This window comes from Streptomyces sp. NBC_00663 (assembly GCF_036226885.1).
Taxonomy (GTDB): domain Bacteria; phylum Actinomycetota; class Actinomycetes; order Streptomycetales; family Streptomycetaceae; genus Streptomyces.
Map to the genome: position 1 here is coordinate 1,044,853 of NZ_CP109027.1, position 14,620 is coordinate 1,059,472.

General features: G+C 72.1%; 14 protein-coding genes. 6 read left to right on the top strand and 8 right to left on the bottom strand.

Going from position 1 to position 14,620, the window contains the following annotated elements:
- The first annotated feature begins 4 nt into the window (after positions 1-4).
- Positions 5-295, top strand: a complete 291-nt coding sequence (locus OG866_RS04865) for a hypothetical protein (RefSeq protein ID WP_329332164.1) — start codon at positions 5-7, stop codon at positions 293-295.
- A gap of 15 nt (positions 296-310) precedes the next feature.
- On the opposite strand, the gene OG866_RS04870 is transcribed toward OG866_RS04865, so the two are convergent.
- The 5 genes from OG866_RS04870 to OG866_RS04890 all read right to left on the bottom strand — a co-directional run bounded on the left by OG866_RS04870 (position 311) and on the right by OG866_RS04890 (position 6,110).
- A complete protein-coding gene (locus tag OG866_RS04870) occupies positions 311-2,662 on the bottom strand; it encodes a serine/threonine-protein kinase (protein ID WP_329332165.1) in 2,352 nt (783 codons plus the stop codon).
- A gap of 56 nt (positions 2,663-2,718) precedes the next feature.
- Entirely contained in the window at positions 2,719-3,576 is an 858-nt protein-coding gene (locus OG866_RS04875; protein WP_329332166.1) for an oxygenase MpaB family protein, read from the bottom strand.
- A 206-nt stretch (positions 3,577-3,782) separates the two neighbouring features.
- Entirely contained in the window at positions 3,783-4,961 is a 1,179-nt protein-coding gene (locus tag OG866_RS04880) for an acyl-CoA dehydrogenase family protein (RefSeq protein WP_329332167.1), read from the bottom strand.
- A gap of 137 nt (positions 4,962-5,098) precedes the next feature.
- Positions 5,099-5,863: a CbtA family protein gene (locus OG866_RS04885; protein ID WP_329332168.1), complete on the bottom strand. Its 765-nt coding sequence runs from the start codon at positions 5,861-5,863 to the stop codon at positions 5,099-5,101.
- 25 nt (positions 5,864-5,888) lie between these two features.
- Entirely contained in the window at positions 5,889-6,110 is a 222-nt protein-coding gene (locus OG866_RS04890; RefSeq protein WP_329332169.1) for a CbtB domain-containing protein, read from the bottom strand.
- Between the two features lie 284 nt (positions 6,111-6,394).
- Here OG866_RS04890 and OG866_RS04895 point away from each other — a divergent pair, with 284 nt between their 5' ends.
- Entirely contained in the window at positions 6,395-6,958 is a 564-nt protein-coding gene (locus OG866_RS04895) for a histidine phosphatase family protein (RefSeq protein WP_329332170.1), read from the top strand.
- A 15-nt stretch (positions 6,959-6,973) separates the two neighbouring features.
- Here the strand turns inward: OG866_RS04895 and OG866_RS04900 are convergent, their stop codons facing one another.
- Complete coding sequence (locus tag OG866_RS04900) at positions 6,974-7,348, bottom strand: ferredoxin (protein ID WP_329332172.1); 375 nt, start codon at positions 7,346-7,348, stop codon at positions 6,974-6,976.
- Positions 7,349-7,453: 105 nt separating this feature from the next.
- Between OG866_RS04900 and OG866_RS04905 the strand changes: the two genes are divergently transcribed.
- Positions 7,454-7,819, top strand: a complete 366-nt coding sequence (locus OG866_RS04905) for a DUF6479 family protein (RefSeq protein ID WP_329332173.1) — start codon at positions 7,454-7,456, stop codon at positions 7,817-7,819.
- Between the two features lie 85 nt (positions 7,820-7,904).
- On the opposite strand, the gene OG866_RS04910 is transcribed toward OG866_RS04905, so the two are convergent.
- Entirely contained in the window at positions 7,905-9,434 is a 1,530-nt protein-coding gene (locus OG866_RS04910; protein WP_329332174.1) for a carboxylesterase/lipase family protein, read from the bottom strand.
- A 115-nt stretch (positions 9,435-9,549) separates the two neighbouring features.
- Positions 9,550-11,736 carry an RICIN domain-containing protein gene (locus OG866_RS04915; RefSeq protein WP_329332175.1) on the bottom strand — a complete coding sequence of 729 codons (2,187 nt, stop codon included), beginning with the start codon at positions 11,734-11,736 and terminating at the stop codon, positions 9,550-9,552.
- Positions 11,737-11,932: 196 nt separating this feature from the next.
- On the opposite strand from OG866_RS04915, the gene OG866_RS04920 reads away from it, so the two are divergent.
- From OG866_RS04920 to dhaK, 3 genes are all read left to right on the top strand, one after another.
- Entirely contained in the window at positions 11,933-12,565 is a 633-nt protein-coding gene (locus tag OG866_RS04920; protein ID WP_329332177.1) for a bifunctional 4-hydroxy-2-oxoglutarate aldolase/2-dehydro-3-deoxy-phosphogluconate aldolase, read from the top strand.
- Positions 12,562-13,548 carry a sugar kinase gene (locus OG866_RS04925; protein ID WP_329332178.1) on the top strand — a complete coding sequence of 329 codons (987 nt, stop codon included), beginning with the start codon at positions 12,562-12,564 and terminating at the stop codon, positions 13,546-13,548. Before OG866_RS04920 ends, OG866_RS04925 begins: the two co-directional genes overlap by 4 nt.
- 69 nt (positions 13,549-13,617) lie before the next feature.
- The gene (gene dhaK / locus OG866_RS04930) at positions 13,618-14,610 is read left to right on the top strand and encodes a dihydroxyacetone kinase subunit DhaK (RefSeq protein ID WP_329332180.1); all 993 of its coding nucleotides are present in this window, start codon (positions 13,618-13,620) and stop codon (positions 14,608-14,610) included.
- Positions 14,611-14,620: the final 10 nt, after the last annotated feature.

Below are 14,620 nucleotides of genomic sequence, written 5' to 3' on the forward strand. Positions count from 1 at the left end.
CCGCGTGGAGCACTCTCGGCAGCACATGTACGAGCTGATCGACCATCTGGTGGGGGCCGGGAACGCGGTCCGGTACCACCCGTCGTCCGCCGTCGACCCGTTCTGGCACCAGCAGGGCGGCCCCGAGTGTTTCCTCGAACGTCCCATCGACTTCGGGGCGGCCCGGACGGCTCCGGGGCAGCCGGAGGATCTCGTGTTCGACGAGGGCGAGGACCGGATCCTCTGTCTGCGCTGCTGGACCGTGATCACCGGCTCGGATCACCGGTTTCCGCCGTTCCCGGGCCACCCGGCCTGAGGTGACGTCCTCCGTTCAGCCGCCGCCCGCCGCGTGCTGCTGCCGCAGGACCGCCACCCTGCGGTACAGCTCGACGGCCTCCGCGCCGCGGCCGAGCTGTTCCAGGCAGTGCGCCTCGTCGTTGCGGCTGGCGAGGGTGTCGGGGTGGCCCGCGCCGAGGACGCGTTCGCGGGCGGTGGCGACCCTGCGGTACTCGGTCAGGGCGTCGGCCCAGCGGCCCAGCCAGCCGAGGCCGACGGCGACCTCGCGGCGGCTGACCAGGGTGTCGGGGTGCTCGGGGCCGAGGACGCGCTCGCGGATGGCGCACACGTCGCGGGACTCGGCGAGGGCCTCCTCCCAGCGGCCGAGGCGGCCCAGGTTGACACCGAGGCCGTGGCGGGCGCGCAGGGTCTCGGGGTGGGCGGGGCCGTTCACCCGGCTGCGGTCCTCGATGAGGTCGCGGTAGAGCTGGAGGGCCTCGGCGCTGCGGCCCAGGCGGCCGAGGCTGATGCCGACCTCGTAGCGGGCGGCGAGGGTGTCGGGGTGGTCGGGGCCGAGGGCCTGGGCGCGGGCCTCGGCGACCTCGTGATAGGTGTGCAGGGCCTCCGGCCAGCGTCCCAACTGACCTAGTGCGTAGGCGACTTCGTAGCGGGTGACGAGCGTGTCGGGATGCCCGGCGCCCAGCACACGGGCGCGGGCGACGGCCACGTCGCCGGCCATGCGGTAGGAATCCTCCAGACGGCCGAGGCGGCTGAGGTTGAAGGCCAGGTTGTGGCGGCAGCGCAGGGTGTCGGGGTGGTCGGCGCCCATCGTCCGCTCGCGGGCGGCGAGGACGGACGTGTAGACCTGGTGGGCGTCGAAGTGGCGGCCCAACTGGCCCAGTACATACGCCATTTCCTGGCGGGCGGCGAGGGTGTCGGCGTGGTCGGGGCCGAGGGCGAGGCTGCGGGCGCGGGCGACGTGCTTGTACTCGCGCAAGGCGTCGGCGGCGCGGCCGGTACGGGAGAGGGTGAAGGCGACCTCGTAGCGGCTGGCGAGGGTGTCGGGGTGCTCGGGGCCGAGGAGTTGCTCGCGTTCGGCGGCGACCGCGCGGTGCACCTCGCCCGCCTCCGCCCAGCGGCCGAGTCGGCCCAGGGTGAGCCCGGCGTTGTGCCGGCCGGTCAGGGCGGTGACCGCCTCGGGAGACGGGGCGGGCGGGTCGCCCGGTCCGGGGGCGACGGGCCCGGGGAGGATGGGCCGGGGGAGGATGGGCCGGGGGAGGATGGGTGCGGGGAGGATGGGTGCGCCGGTGTGCCGGGGGGACGCCGGCCTCGGGATCCACTCGCCGGTCAGGGCGGCGCCCTCGGCCGGCGGCGGGGTGGCGGCGCCAGGGCCGACGGCCTTGTGGCCGGTGGTCATGCCGCGGGTCCAGGACGGCAGACGGGTGCGACGGTCCGGTGGTTCGAGGGCCGGGCGGAGCGTCGGCTGCGGGGTCACCAGGGTGGGCACGTACGTCTGCCCGAGCCGGGGATGCTTGACTGACGCACGGTCCACGTCGGCCGTACGGCCCACACTGATCCGGCGCTCCACCTCACGGGCGTCGTACGGGCGTTGATCGGGCAGCTTGGCCAGCAGGTCCAGGATGATCTTCTCGAAGTACGCCGGCACCTCGGCGCGGTGGCTGCGCGGCGGACGAGGGGGTGTGTCGCGGTGGCCGACGAGGATCGCCCAGGCGTCGTCGAGGTCGAACGGCGGTGCCCCGGTGGTGATCTCGTACAGCACGCAGCCCAGCGAGTAGAGGTCGCTGCGCTGGTCGACCTCGGAGCCGCCGATCTGCTCCGGCGACATGTAGTGCGGGGTGCCCATCGCGATGCCGGTGCCGGTGAGCCGGGAGGTGAAGCCGATGTCATGGCCGAGCCGGGCGATGCCGAAGTCGCAGATCTTCACGGTGCCGTCGGCCAGCCGCATGATGTTCGCGGGCTTCAGATCGCGGTGCACGATGCCCTGCTGGTGGGTGTAGGCGAGCGCGGCGGCGACCTGGTCGGCGATCTCGACGACGTCCGGGACGGGCAGCGGATGATGCCGGTTGTCCTCCAGGAGCTGACTGAGGTTGCGGCCCTCCAGCAGTTCCATGACGAGGAAGAGGATGCCGTCGGACTCGCCGAAGTCATGGACGACGGTGACCCCCCGGTGCTGGAGGGCAGCGGCGACGCGGGCCTCCCGCCGGAACCGCTCGCGCAGGACGCGAGTGAAGGACTGGTCGTGGGAGGGGCCGAGCGGTTTGAGGCACTTCACGGCGACATGGCGGCCCAGCGACTCGTCGCGGGCCCGCCACACCTCGCCCATGCCGCCGCGTCCGATCAGGTCGAGCAGTCGGTAGCGGCCCTGGATCAGCTTGCTGTCCCCCATCTGTTGCGATCGCCCCCGTCGAAGTCGCCCGCCCCTGGCCCGTCCAGTATGGCGAGCTATCTCCCGACTTTGTACGGTGCCGGGCGGGAGCCGGGGCCGAGCCGTGACATGGCGCGGAGGATGTGTTTGGGCGGCAGTTGCCAGCGCAGACGTGCGGGAACAGCGCGCAACAGGGTGCCCGTGCGACGCAACTGGCGGGTGACGGTGGCGGGTTCCGGGGCCGGTCTGCCGTACAGCTCGTGGGCGTACGGCGGCAGAGCGGCGTACGCCAGGTGCGCCACGCGCCGCCACAGCACCTCGCGCGCCGGGACGAGCAGGGGGTGTATCGGCGGGCGGAGCAGGAAGTCGTCGACCGCGCGTGCCTCGGGCCCGGCGGCGAGTTCGGGTCCGACCTTCTCGAAGTAGGCGGCCATCTCGGCCTGGTTCGCGGGTACGGCGTCTGGGTCGAGGCCCACCAGGCGGGCGCTGACGCGGTGTTCGGCGAGGTAGCGGTCGGCCTGTTCGTCGGTGAGGTGAAAGCCCGAGCGGCGGGCGACCTGGAGATAGGAGTCGATCTCGGCGCAGTGCACCCACAGCAGCAGCTCGGGTTCGCCGACCCCGTAGGTCTCGCCGGTGTCGGGGTCGGTCGCGGACAGCATGCCGTGGATCTTCCGGACACGGGCGCCCGCCCGTTCGGCCGCCGCCGTGGTGCCGTACGTCGTGGTGCCGACGAAGTTCGCGGTGCGCAGCAGACGGCCCCAGGCGTCCTGCCGGAAGTCGGAGTTCTGCATGACTCCGCGCACGGCACGGGGATGCAGGGCCTGGAGGTAGAGCGCGCGGACGCCCGCGACCCACATCATCGGGTCGCCGTGCAGCTGCCAGGTCACCGAGTCCGGCGTGAACAGTCCGGGGTCACCTGCTCCAGGGGCGTCCATACCCGTCAGTGTGACCAGGTCCGGCGCCGCTCATCAAGCGGCCCGACGGGACGTCATTCGGCCACGGGGGCTGCGGGCGTACGTAGGTGACGGTCAGGACGGCTATGTCGCGGGCGCTGAGCACCACGAGGCACGCGACATAGCCGACGACGGGCGGCTGTTCACCGTGCCCGCCGCCGAGCCCGTCCTGTGGCCCCGCCCTCCGGTCAGCGTCGTACCCGCGGCATCCCCAGGCCGATCCACGAGATGATCTCCCGCTGGATCTCGTTGTTGCCGCCGCCGAAGGTGAAGATGACGGCGGAGCGGTAGCCGCGTTCCAGCTCGCCGTGGAGCACGGTGCCGGCCGAGCCCTCCTTCAGGGCACCGGCCGCGGCGACCACCTCCATGAGCCAGGCGTAGGCGTCCCGGCGGGCCTCGGAGCCGTACACCTTGACCGCGGAGGCGTCCTGGGGGGTGAGCGTGCCGTTCTGCACGGCATGGACCATCTGCCAGTTGAGCAGCTTCATCGCGTCGAGTCTCACATGGGTCTGGGCGAGACGGCGGCGTACCCAGGGCAGGTCGACGACGCGGCGGCCGTCGGCGAGCTTGGTCTCCATGGCCCAGCGCTGGACGTCGTGCAGGGCGCGGATCGCCATGGTGCCGTGGGCGGCGAGGGTGACGCGCTCGTGGTTGAGCTGGTTGGTGATCAGCCGCCAGCCCTGGTTCTCGGCGCCGACGCGGCGGGCGACGGGGACACGGATGTCCTCGTAGTAGCTGGCGGTGGTGTCGTGGCCGGCGAGGGTGTTGATGACGGTGCAGGAGTATCCGGGGTCGGTGGTCGGCACGAGGAGCATGGTGATGCCCTTGTGCGGCGGGGCCTCGGGGTCGGTGCGGGTGGCGAGCCACACCCAGTCGGCGGTGTCGCCGTTGGTGGTCCAGATCTTCTGCCCGTTGACGACGTACTCGTCCCCTTCGCGCACCGCGCGCGTCTTCAGGGAGGCGAGGTCGGTGCCGGCGTCGGGCTCGCTGTAGCCGATCGCGAAGTCGATCTCGCCGGAGAGGATCCTGGGGAGGAAGTACGCCTTCTGCTCGTCGGTGCCGTACTGCATGATCGTCGGCCCTACGGTGTTCAGGGCCATCAGCGGCAGCGGTACGCCGGCCTGGGCGGCCTCGTCGAAGAAGATGAACTGCTCCATCGCGGTCAGGCCGCGGCCGCCGTACTCCTTCGGCCAGCCCACGCCCAGCCAGCGGTCGGTGCCGAGGCGGCGGACGGTCTCGCGGTAGAAGCGCTTCTGCTCCCGCCGGTCGCCGTGCCGGGTGTTGGCGTCGGTCGGCGCCAACTCGGCGAAGTACGCGCGCAGTTCGGTGCGCAGCCGCTGCTGCTCGGGCGTGTATTCGAGATGCACGGCGCCTCCAGGCTCCCCGGAACCGGTCCTGTCGGCGCACACGGTAGAACGTGTTCCAGAAATAGGGAATGGCAAGGCCGCACCGAGGCATACGAAAAGGCCCCCGCGAGGCGGGGGCCTTTTCGGTGCTGAACCGCTCAGTGGACGACGGGAGTCGGCCGGGTGTCGGCGCCCGCCGACCGTCCGGCCGGCTTCGGCGCCAGCTGCCGCTCCGCCAGCAGCCCGAAGACCAGCCCGAAGGAGGTCCACAGGGTCACCTGCACGGCGAGCGCCGCGAGCCGGTACTGCCACAACAGGGCGGCCGGGAAGTGCTCCGGCACCTCGTTGAACGACGGCAGGAACGCGTACGCCAGACCGACGACGAGGACGAAGAACGCGCCCGCGGCGAGGGTGGCGTTCCAGTTGCCGAGGCGGGGTGCGAGCCGCTTGCCCAGGATGACCGTGCCCACCGTCAGCAGCACGCTGAGGACGATCATCAGGAAGAACAGCGCGGTCCGCTGGTCGAGCGTGTCGGGGTCACCGACGGCCGGCGGGTTGGCCGGGTACTTGAGGAACGGCACGACGTACACCGCGACCAGCCCGGCGACCGCCAGGAGCAGCGCGCTCGCGCGGGGCCCGAAGCGACCGATCCGGCCGAGCGCGAAGCAGTACGCGAGCGCCGCGATGCCGCCGAAGGCGACCCCGTAGACGAGGACACCGGTGGACAGGCCCGCGGTGGACTGGAGCGTACGGCTGAAGAGTTCCCCGCCGCCGTGCTCATGGGCGTGGCTCTCCTCGAAGGCGATGGCCTGATCGACGCGCGGCTCCCCGAGGAAGTACGCGACGACGAGTGCGGCCAGGCCCGCGACGAGGCCCGCGAGCATGCCGCGGACCAGGAGGTTTCTGACAGTTGCGGAGTTCATGCGCGGATACGCTTCCTCGCCGCTGTCAGTGGCACGGGAAGCCGAGCAGATGGCGGGCGTCGTGCACCCACTCGTGGACTCCCTCGCCGGACAGCAGGGAGGTGGCGCCCTGTTCGGCGCCGACGAAGTAGAGCAGGACCAGCATCAGGACGCCGAAGAAGACCGCCCAGGGGGCGATGGCGCCGATCGGCAGCTTTGCGGGTACGGCGGTGGAACTGGTTGTCGGCTGAGCGACGGTCTGCGCCATGGCAGGACCTCCTGGGGGAACTCGCGTCCCGTCTCGGTGGTGCACAGGACGACGGGGTGGGTCTGACTCCCCCGGCCCACCCCTTGGGGCGGGCCCGGCATACAGTGGCGCGACCGTGCCGGAATCCCACCGGCTTCCACCGAACCGTCGTCGATATCGTCGAGAAGGTACCGCGTGCGAGAGGTGCGGCCAAGAGCGCATGGTTCGGCCACGAGCGCCCCTGAAGCGCTGTGGGCATGCCAATTACGTGGTACGGAAGGGATGTTGAGCCGGGGAATGGGCGGATGACCAGCCGAGTGATCTTGATCTCACCCGCGATCAGTGCGGCTCTGCGCGAGGCCCGCTTCGACGACGGCAGCCCGCTGGACGACTCCGGACTGCGGCTCGCGAAGGCCGCCGCGGGCACGCTGCCCACAGCCCACCGGGTCTGCGTCTCCCCCACCGTGCGCTGCCGGGAGACGGCCGGCGCACTCGGCCTCGACGCCCTGGACACACCGGAGTTGGCCGCCCTCGACCCGGGCCGCTGGCGCGGGGCGACGCTGACCGAGGTGGGCGCCGCCGAGCCGGAGGCGCTGGCCCGCTGGCTGGCGGACGTGGAAGCGGCACCGCACGGCGGGGAGTCGGTGCACACGCTGTGCGAGCGGGTCGGGGCATGGCTGGACTCGCTCGCCGCTGAGCCGGGCCGGACGATCGCCGTGGCCGAACCCGAGATCGTCCGCGCCGCGCTCGTCCACGCGCTGGGAGCGCCGAGGTCGTCGTTCTGGCGCACGGACGTCGCACCGCTCACAGCCGTCGAACTCAGCGGCAGGGCGGGCCGCTGGAACGTACGGATGGGACGACCTCTGTGAGAAGTGCGCCGCACCTCAGTTCAGCGTGTCCATGAAGTCCGTGCAGGCCTGGGCGCAGGTCCGGCAGGCCTTGGCGGCCTCCTCGGCGCCCGGGTGGTTGTCGAAGGCCTGGGCGCATTCCAGGCAGACCGTCCGGCACCATTCGAGCTGGACGCGGATACCGCTCTCGTCCAGCCGGTTCTGCTCGGACAGCACCCGGCACGTCGCGTCGCACACCTCCGCGCACATGATGCCCTTGCGTCGTACGAGTTCCTGCTGCTCGGTCCCGTCCGGATCCACGAGGCTGGCACGGACCGCACATGCCCGGGCGCAATCGGTGCACGCCTGCGCACACGCGAAACGGTCCTCCAGGAACCGGATGAGCTCCTGTTGGGATGTCGTCGCTGTCACACCGCGCGGGTAGCCGCCGCGGATCGCGTCAAACCCCCTCGCCGGAGGTTTCCGCCGGTCGTGGCGGACGGGTTCACGCACGCCGGCAGGGGTACTCGCGGGGCCATGAACATCGCATGGATGGAGATGGCCGCGGGTCGCGGCGCCCTGGGCGTCGGGCTGATCGTGGCGGGTCTGGTCGTGGTCGCCCTGCTGCTCGGCGCGATCTGGATGGGCGCACGCGCCCGTCGCCGGGAACTTCCGCCACCGCGTCCCGAGGAGCAGCCGCGGCTGCCCGAGGGCGGGCCCGTCCGCGAGGTCATGGAGAACAGGGAGCCCGACGAGGTGCCCCGGAGCGAGAGCCGCCTCACCCCGCACGAGATGCCCGCCTTCGGCAACAGCAGCACCCGGACCGGCCCCGACAATGACCGGCCCCGCTGGAGCGACGGCAGCAGCGGCTCGTTCGGCAGCGGAGGGCCGGGCGGCCGCTGACCCGCGGCCCCCGGGACCGCACGCAGCACAGCACCGAGAGAAGCGAACCTCGCGGCCGACGCACCTGGGCACTCCCCCGGACCGGTCAGTGCACGGTCAGGGGCAGCGCCTCGAAGGTGTGTCGCTCCCACAGCCGCCGTGAGGCCTCCTCCGGGTAGGCGGTCACCGTCGGTTCGGTGTCCAGGAGCCGGACGAGCCGGTCCTTGGAGTCGTACGCGGGCCAGCCGGGGTCGCCGGTGGCGGCGAACGCCGTCCACGCGGAGCGGACGCTCGCGGAGAGCCGCTCGGTGTCGCGGGTGGGCTCCGGGCCGATCAGCATGCTGCCGAGCCCGCCGCCCTGCGGTCCGAAGACCAGGGGCACGTCAAGGCCGTGGCAGGCCCCGAGCACGCCTCCGTGCACCGGGGCGGACCAGGTGAGTTCGTACAGGTACGCCCGCCCGCCACCGGCGGTCTGCGCGTCCGCCAGGTGGAGCGAGGGCATACGGAACAGCCAGTCGGACCGGACGAGTTCGAAGAGGTGCTCCGCCGAGGCGTCCGGGTACGCGGCGCGGTAGGCCCGCTCGGCGTCGGGTCCCGGACCGAACGCGGCCAGCGCCCCCGAGGCCAGCCGCTCGTCCACCTTGCCGAGCAGGCCGTCCATCATCAGGAAGAGGCGGTACTCGTCGCGGTTGTGCCCGACGATCAGCTCCACGTCCCGGGCAGCGCCGTCCGCCAGGGCCGTCCACGGCACGACCGGCAGGACGTCTCCGTCGACGACCGGGGAGTACGGGGTGCCGGTCAGGGCGACCGAGCCCCACCGGGGCAGGAAATCGCGCATACGGCCGCTCAGCGCGGCCCCCGCCTCCGGCAGCTTGCGCGGGTCCACTCCTGCCAGGTCCGCCACGGTCGCGCGCAGCCCGAGCTCACCGGCGACGGCCTCGCCGATGTCCCTGGCCAGCTCGTCCGAGAAGTACGTGCCCGGCACGCTCTGCGCGATCGCCCGGCGGAACAGGCCGCGCGCCCGCGGCATCGCCAGAAGCGCGGCGACGGACCCGGCACCGGCTGATTCACCGAAGACGGTCACCTGGCCGGGGTCGCCGCCGAAGGCCGTGATGTTGTCGCGCACCCATTCCAGGGCGGCGACCTGGTCGAGCAACCCCCGGTTCGCGGGAGCCCCCTCGATGTGGAGGAACCCCTCGACGCCGACCCGGTAGTTCAGGGTCACCACGACCAGGCCGCCGTCCCGGGCGAGCCGGGCGCCGTGGTAGGTGGGGTCGTCGCTGGAGCCCAGCTTGTAGGCGCCGCCGTAGATCCACACCATGACCGGGCGGCCCGCCGCCTCGTCGGCCTCGGGGGTCCAGACGTTGACGGTCAGCCAGTCGTCACCGGTCGGCAGGCTCCAGGGCGGCACGGAGGCGGGATCGGGGCCGAGCGGTTCCTGTGGGACCGGCGGTCCGAACGCGGTCGCTTCCCGCACCCCGGCCCAGCGCTCCGCCGGTCGCGGCGCCGCGAACCGCGCCTCTCCCAGCGGGGGCTGTGCGTAGGGGATGCCGCGGAAGACGTCCAGGCCGTCCTCACGGCGACCGCGGACCACGCCGGCCGTCGTACCGGCCTCGGGAGACTCGCTCCTGCTCATCGGCGACTCCTTGAAGGATCTGTGGTGCGCCGAGTCTCACACCGGGGGCCGCACTTGACCAGCCCCCGGTGAATGAACTTTCACTGGGCGAACAAACAGTCCCTTCCCCGAGGCGTCACGGATAGCTCACCAGGTTGGCGACGTTCGTCGAAGAGTTGGACGGGCCGCCCCGGTCGTTGATGACGTGCCGGATCGTGCCGGTGCCACCCAGCGAGACGGTCACCATGTTCTGGAAACGTACGTTCGGGGCGCCCGGCACCTCGAAGGCGTGCTCCGCGGTGACGCTCGGGTTGACGTTGAAGTAGCAGTAGCTGCCGAGCCCGTAGGCCTGGTGGCTGGTGACGGTGTTCGCGACCTTGTAGGCGGCGTAGCCCTGGGTGGAGCCGTTCATCCAGGCGGCCTGGTTGGGCGGGTCGTAGGGCATCTCGTTCTGGTAGAAGTACGTCCGGCCGCCGTTGCCGTTCCAGATCGTCTGGTGCTTCTGGTAGTGCTCGACGAACAGCCCGTACATCGTCACGTCGTCGCCGTTGACGATCAGTCCGGTGTCGGCGGTGTTGATGGTCCAGCCGACGCCTGTGCCGTGGTCGGCGCGCCAGATCCACATGTGGTCGCCGATGACGTCGTCGCTGTTGACGACGAGGCTGGTGGTGGCCTTGCCCACGGCGGCGCCGCCGACGCGGAAGTAGACGTCGTGCAGCGAGGTGGGGTCGGCCGAGTGGTCGGCGGCGGCGCCGGTCGGGCCGATCTCCACCAGCGTCTGGGAGTTGGTGGTGCCGGCGTCGAAGAGGAGGCCCGCGAGCTTCACTCCGTCGACGTCGGCGACCGTCATGGCGGTGAGGCCGTTGTCGGGGACGAAGGTGGCGAGTCCGAGGCCGAGGACGACGGTGTCCGGGCGGGTCACGCGCAGGGTCTGGTCGAGGTGGTAGACGCCGGGGGTGACCAGCAGGTTCTTGCCCTCGGCCAGCGCGGAGTTGATCTGTGCGGCGGTCGCGCCCGGCTTGACGACGTAGAACTGGTCGATGCCGAGCGAGGTCCCCGGGGGGTTGCCGCTCGCCCAGCTGGTCGCCGAGGAGTTGGTCCGCACGGCGGGCACGAACACCTTGTAGGCGCCCGCGCCGTCGACGTACAGGAAGGGCTTCTCGCGTACGGTCGGCGTCTGGTTCACCGTGGTGTAGGGCGGGTTGGGGAAGCTGTTGCCCGGGACGCCCTGGCTGCCGACGAAGACCATGTTCCAGTTGGACCCGGTCCAGCTGCCGAGCTGGGAGTTGCGGGTGAGCCACTGCTGCTGGGTGCCGGAGCGGACCTGGCCGTCGATCTTGGTGTCGGCCATGAACCCGCCGCTGGACCAACCGCCGTCGCTGAGTTCCAGGTTGCCGCGGACATGCATGCGCCGGTAGCCGGAGGCCTGCGAGACCGCCCAACGGTCCGTGCCGCCCGTCGGGTTGACGGACAGGTTCTCGGCGCCGCGCCAGAAGTTCTGGGTGGCGTTCTGCGGCGGGAACCAGTCGGCCTCCACATGCACCGCGCCGTTGATCGTGACCGAGTCGGGCGACTGGCCGAGCCCCAGTACCTGGGTGTAGAAGCCGACGTTGACGTCGTTGCTGTAGGTACCGGGCTTGAACATCACGGCATAGCGCTGGGCGCCGAACTGGTTGGTCTCCTGCTGCTGGAAGATCTGGTTCAGCCGGCTCTGGATGGTGGCCGAGGGCATGGACGGGTCGAAGACGACCACGTTCGGGCCGAGGTCGACGTCGCCGGGCGCGGCGCTCACGGGGGCGACCTGGAAGCGCTGGGCGGCGGTGCCGTTGCAGGTGTACTGCACCAGTTGGACGCTGTCGGCGGTCGAGGCCGCGGGCACGTCGAGACACTTGCCGCTGTTGCGGTTGACGAAGTGGTAGGCGCCACCGCCCTCGTCGACGGGCAGCCACTGCTGGTTGGCGCCGCCGCCGTAGGTCCACAGGTGCACGGCCGCGTTGTCGGCGGTGGACACGTCGCTGACGTCGGCGACCTGCTGGGCGTCGTTGCGGTTGTTGATCCGGACGTAGCCGTCGCCGGTGGCGGTGAAACTCCACTGCTGGGCGGTGGTGTTGTTGCAGGTGTACTGCTGTACGGCGGTGCCGTTGACGGTGGCCGCCGAGCGGGCGTCCAGGCACTTGCCGCTGCCGGCGCCCACGACCGTGGACCAGCCGGTGGGCAGGGCGGTGACCGCGGCCTGGGCGGGCTGGAGGCCGGTGAGGACCGAGGCGGCGGTGGCGGCGGCCAGCGCGGCCGCGGCGGTGCGGGGTCTGGGGAGTCGGAGCACGTCATCTCCTGTGCCGACACGGCGGCGCGAGGTGGGGGGTGGGGAAGCCGGTTTCACCGCGGCTTAGTTCACTGCGTGATTTAAGAAGTGAGAGATGGACATGTCAAGAGGTTGGTATGGACCAGTTGAGGTGCGGGGTGGCTCACAATGATCACGTACGCCCCTGAACCGGCCCGCGTGACAAGGAGCCCCGTCCATGGACCTGCGAGCGGCGCTGACCGCCCACCGCCTCGTCGCGATCGTGCGCGGCGACGACCCCGAGGCCGCCCTGCGCACCGTGCTGACCCTGGCCGACGAGGGAGTCGGGCTCATCGAGGTGTCGCTGACCGGGCGGGACGCCCTGTCCGTCATCGAGCGCGCCCGCGAGGCCCTCGGCCCGGACCGGCCGCTCGGCGCCGGAACCGTCCTGACCGCGGACGACGCACGGGCCGCCCGTGACGCCGGGGCGGACTTCGCGGTCACCCCGGCGCTCGGCGAGGGCGTCACCGCGGCCCACGCGCTGGGCCTGCCGGTGCTGGCGGGTGTCATGACCCCCACCGAGATCGTGACGGCCCGCGGCCAGGGCGCCACCGGACTCAAGGTCTTCCCGGCCGCGCAGGCCGGCGGCCCCGCCTACCTCAGGGCCCTGCGCGGGCCGTTCCCGCACGAACTCCTGGTCCCGGTCGGCGGAGTCGACGAGGCCGCCGCCCGCGCCTACCTGGCGGCCGGGGCCACCGCCGTAGGCGTCGGCTCCCCGCTGATCGGCGACGCCGCCGACGGCGGCGGCCACAGCGCCCTGCGCGAGCGCGCCCGCGCCTTTCTCGCCGCCGTCCGCGAGGCCACGGCATGAGGAGCGCGTGGCGGCCCGCCGGGGGCCCGGTCGTCTGTGTCGGCGAGACCATGGCGGCCCTGGCCCCGGCCGCGCCGGAGCCGCTGGAGACCGTCGAGAACCTGCGCCTGTCGGTCGCGGGGGCGGAGTCGAACGTGGCGATGTACCTCGCCGGCCTCGGCGTCCCCGTCTCGTGGATCTCCTCCCTCGGCGCCGACGCGTTCGGCCGGCGCGTACGTGCCGTGGTCGCCGCGGCGGGCGTCGACGTGGGCGCCGTACGCCACGACACGAAGCGGCGGACCGGGCTGCTCGTGAAGGAACCGGGCCCCGCCGGCACCCGCGTCCACTACTACCGCGCCGGTTCGGCCGCGTCAGCCATGGGCCCCGAGGTCCTGGACGACCCGAGCGTGGCCGCCGCCTCGCTCGTCCACCTCACCGGTGTGACCCCGGCGCTCTCGCCGTCGTGCCGCGCCCTCGTGGAACGAGCCCTGGCCACCCCGCCGGACGATCGCCCGTACGCGATCAGCTTCGACGTCAACCACCGCCCCGCGCTCTGGCCGGACGGCACGGCCGCCGCCGTGCTCCGCGAACTGGCCGACCGCGCGGACATCGCCTTCGTCGGTCTGGACGAAGCCCAGGGCCTGTGGGGCGCGGACCTCGAACCGGCCGATGTGCGGCGGCTGTTGCCGCGTCCGCGGCTGCTGGTCGTCAAGGACGGCGGACGGGCGGTCACCGCCTTCGGCGAGGAGCAGACCTGGACCGTGCCCGCCCTGCCGGTGGACGTGGTGGAGCCGGTGGGCGCCGGGGACGCCTTCGCGGCCGGGTTCCTGGCCGGGCTGACACCGGACGGGGACGTGGAGCGGGCCCTGCGCCTCGGGCACATCACGGCCGCGTCCGCGCTCGGGGTGACGGGCGACCACGGCCCGCTGCCGGACCCCGCCCACATCGAGCACCTCATCGCGCACGCCTGGACACAGCCGGCCCGCACCGGTCCCCCGTCGTGACCTTCGCTGCCGCACGTTCGATACTGCATGCATCAGGTGTCCTGTTCACGTTTCGGCCAGGAGGTACCCATGCGGATGCTCATCAACGTCCCGGAGACCGTCGTCGCGGACGCGCTGCGCGGACTGGCGGCCGCCCATCCCGAACTCACCGTCGACGTGGAGAACCGGGTGATCGTACGACGGGACGCTCCCGTGGCCGGAAAGGTGGCCCTGGTCTCCGGCGGCGGTTCCGGACACGAGCCGCTGCACGGCGGGTTCGTGGGCCCCGGCATGCTGTCGGCGGCCTGCCCCGGCGAGGTGTTCACCTCCCCCGTGCCCGACCAGATGGTGCGGGCGGCGGCGGCCGTGGACAGCGGCGCGGGCGTGCTGTTCATCGTGAAGAACTACACCGGTGACGTCCTCAACTTCGACATGGCCGCCGAACTCGCCGAGGACGAGGGCATCCAGGTGGCGAAGGTGCTCGTCAACGACGACGTGGCCGTCACCGACAGCCTCTACACGGCGGGCCGGCGCGGCACGGGCGCCACCCTGTTCGTCGAGAAGATCGCCGGTGCCGCCGCGGACGAGGGCCAGCCGCTGGAGCGCGTCGAGTCGATCGCCCGTCAGGTCAACGAGAGCTCCCGCAGTTTCGGCGTCGCGCTCAGCGCCTGCACCACGTACGCCAAGGGCAGCCCCACCTTCGATCTGCCCGACGGCGAACTGGAGCTGGGCATCGGCATCCACGGCGAACCGGGCCGGGAGCGGCGGGCGATGATGACCTCGCGCGAGATCGCCGACTTCGCCGTGACCGCGATCCTCGACGACATCAGCCCGCGCAATCCGGTGCTGCTGCTGGTCAACGGCATGGGCGCGACCCCGCTCCTGGAGCTGTACGGGTTCAACGCCGAGGTGCAGCGGGCGCTGACCGAGCGCGGGGTGGCCATCGCCCGCACCCTCGTCGGCAACTACGTCACCTCCCTCGACATGGCGGGCGTCTCGGTCACGCTGTGCCAGATCGACGAGGAGACGCTGCGGCTGTGGGACGCCCCGGTGAAGACCGCGGGGCTGCGCTGGGGCATGTGAGCCGACGCCG

What these genes read in the sequence shown, in the direction of transcription:
- OG866_RS04895 (WP_329332170.1), top strand. Translation starts at nt 6,395, where the DNA reads ATGACCAGCCGAGTGATCTTGATCTCACCCGCGATCAGTGCGGCTCTG.
- OG866_RS04875 (WP_329332166.1), bottom strand. Translation starts at nt 3,576, where the DNA reads ATGGACGCCCCTGGAGCAGGTGACCCCGGACTGTTCACGCCGGACTCG.
- dhaK (WP_329332180.1), top strand. Translation starts at nt 13,618, where the DNA reads ATGCGGATGCTCATCAACGTCCCGGAGACCGTCGTCGCGGACGCGCTG.
- OG866_RS04910 (WP_329332174.1), bottom strand. Translation starts at nt 9,434, where the DNA reads ATGAGCAGGAGCGAGTCTCCCGAGGCCGGTACGACGGCCGGCGTGGTC.
- OG866_RS04925 (WP_329332178.1), top strand. Translation starts at nt 12,562, where the DNA reads ATGAGGAGCGCGTGGCGGCCCGCCGGGGGCCCGGTCGTCTGTGTCGGC.
- OG866_RS04905 (WP_329332173.1), top strand. Translation starts at nt 7,454, where the DNA reads ATGAACATCGCATGGATGGAGATGGCCGCGGGTCGCGGCGCCCTGGGC.
- OG866_RS04920 (WP_329332177.1), top strand. Translation starts at nt 11,933, where the DNA reads ATGGACCTGCGAGCGGCGCTGACCGCCCACCGCCTCGTCGCGATCGTG.
- OG866_RS04885 (WP_329332168.1), bottom strand. Translation starts at nt 5,863, where the DNA reads ATGAACTCCGCAACTGTCAGAAACCTCCTGGTCCGCGGCATGCTCGCG.
- OG866_RS04870 (WP_329332165.1), bottom strand. Translation starts at nt 2,662, where the DNA reads ATGGGGGACAGCAAGCTGATCCAGGGCCGCTACCGACTGCTCGACCTG.
- OG866_RS04890 (WP_329332169.1), bottom strand. Translation starts at nt 6,110, where the DNA reads ATGGCGCAGACCGTCGCTCAGCCGACAACCAGTTCCACCGCCGTACCC.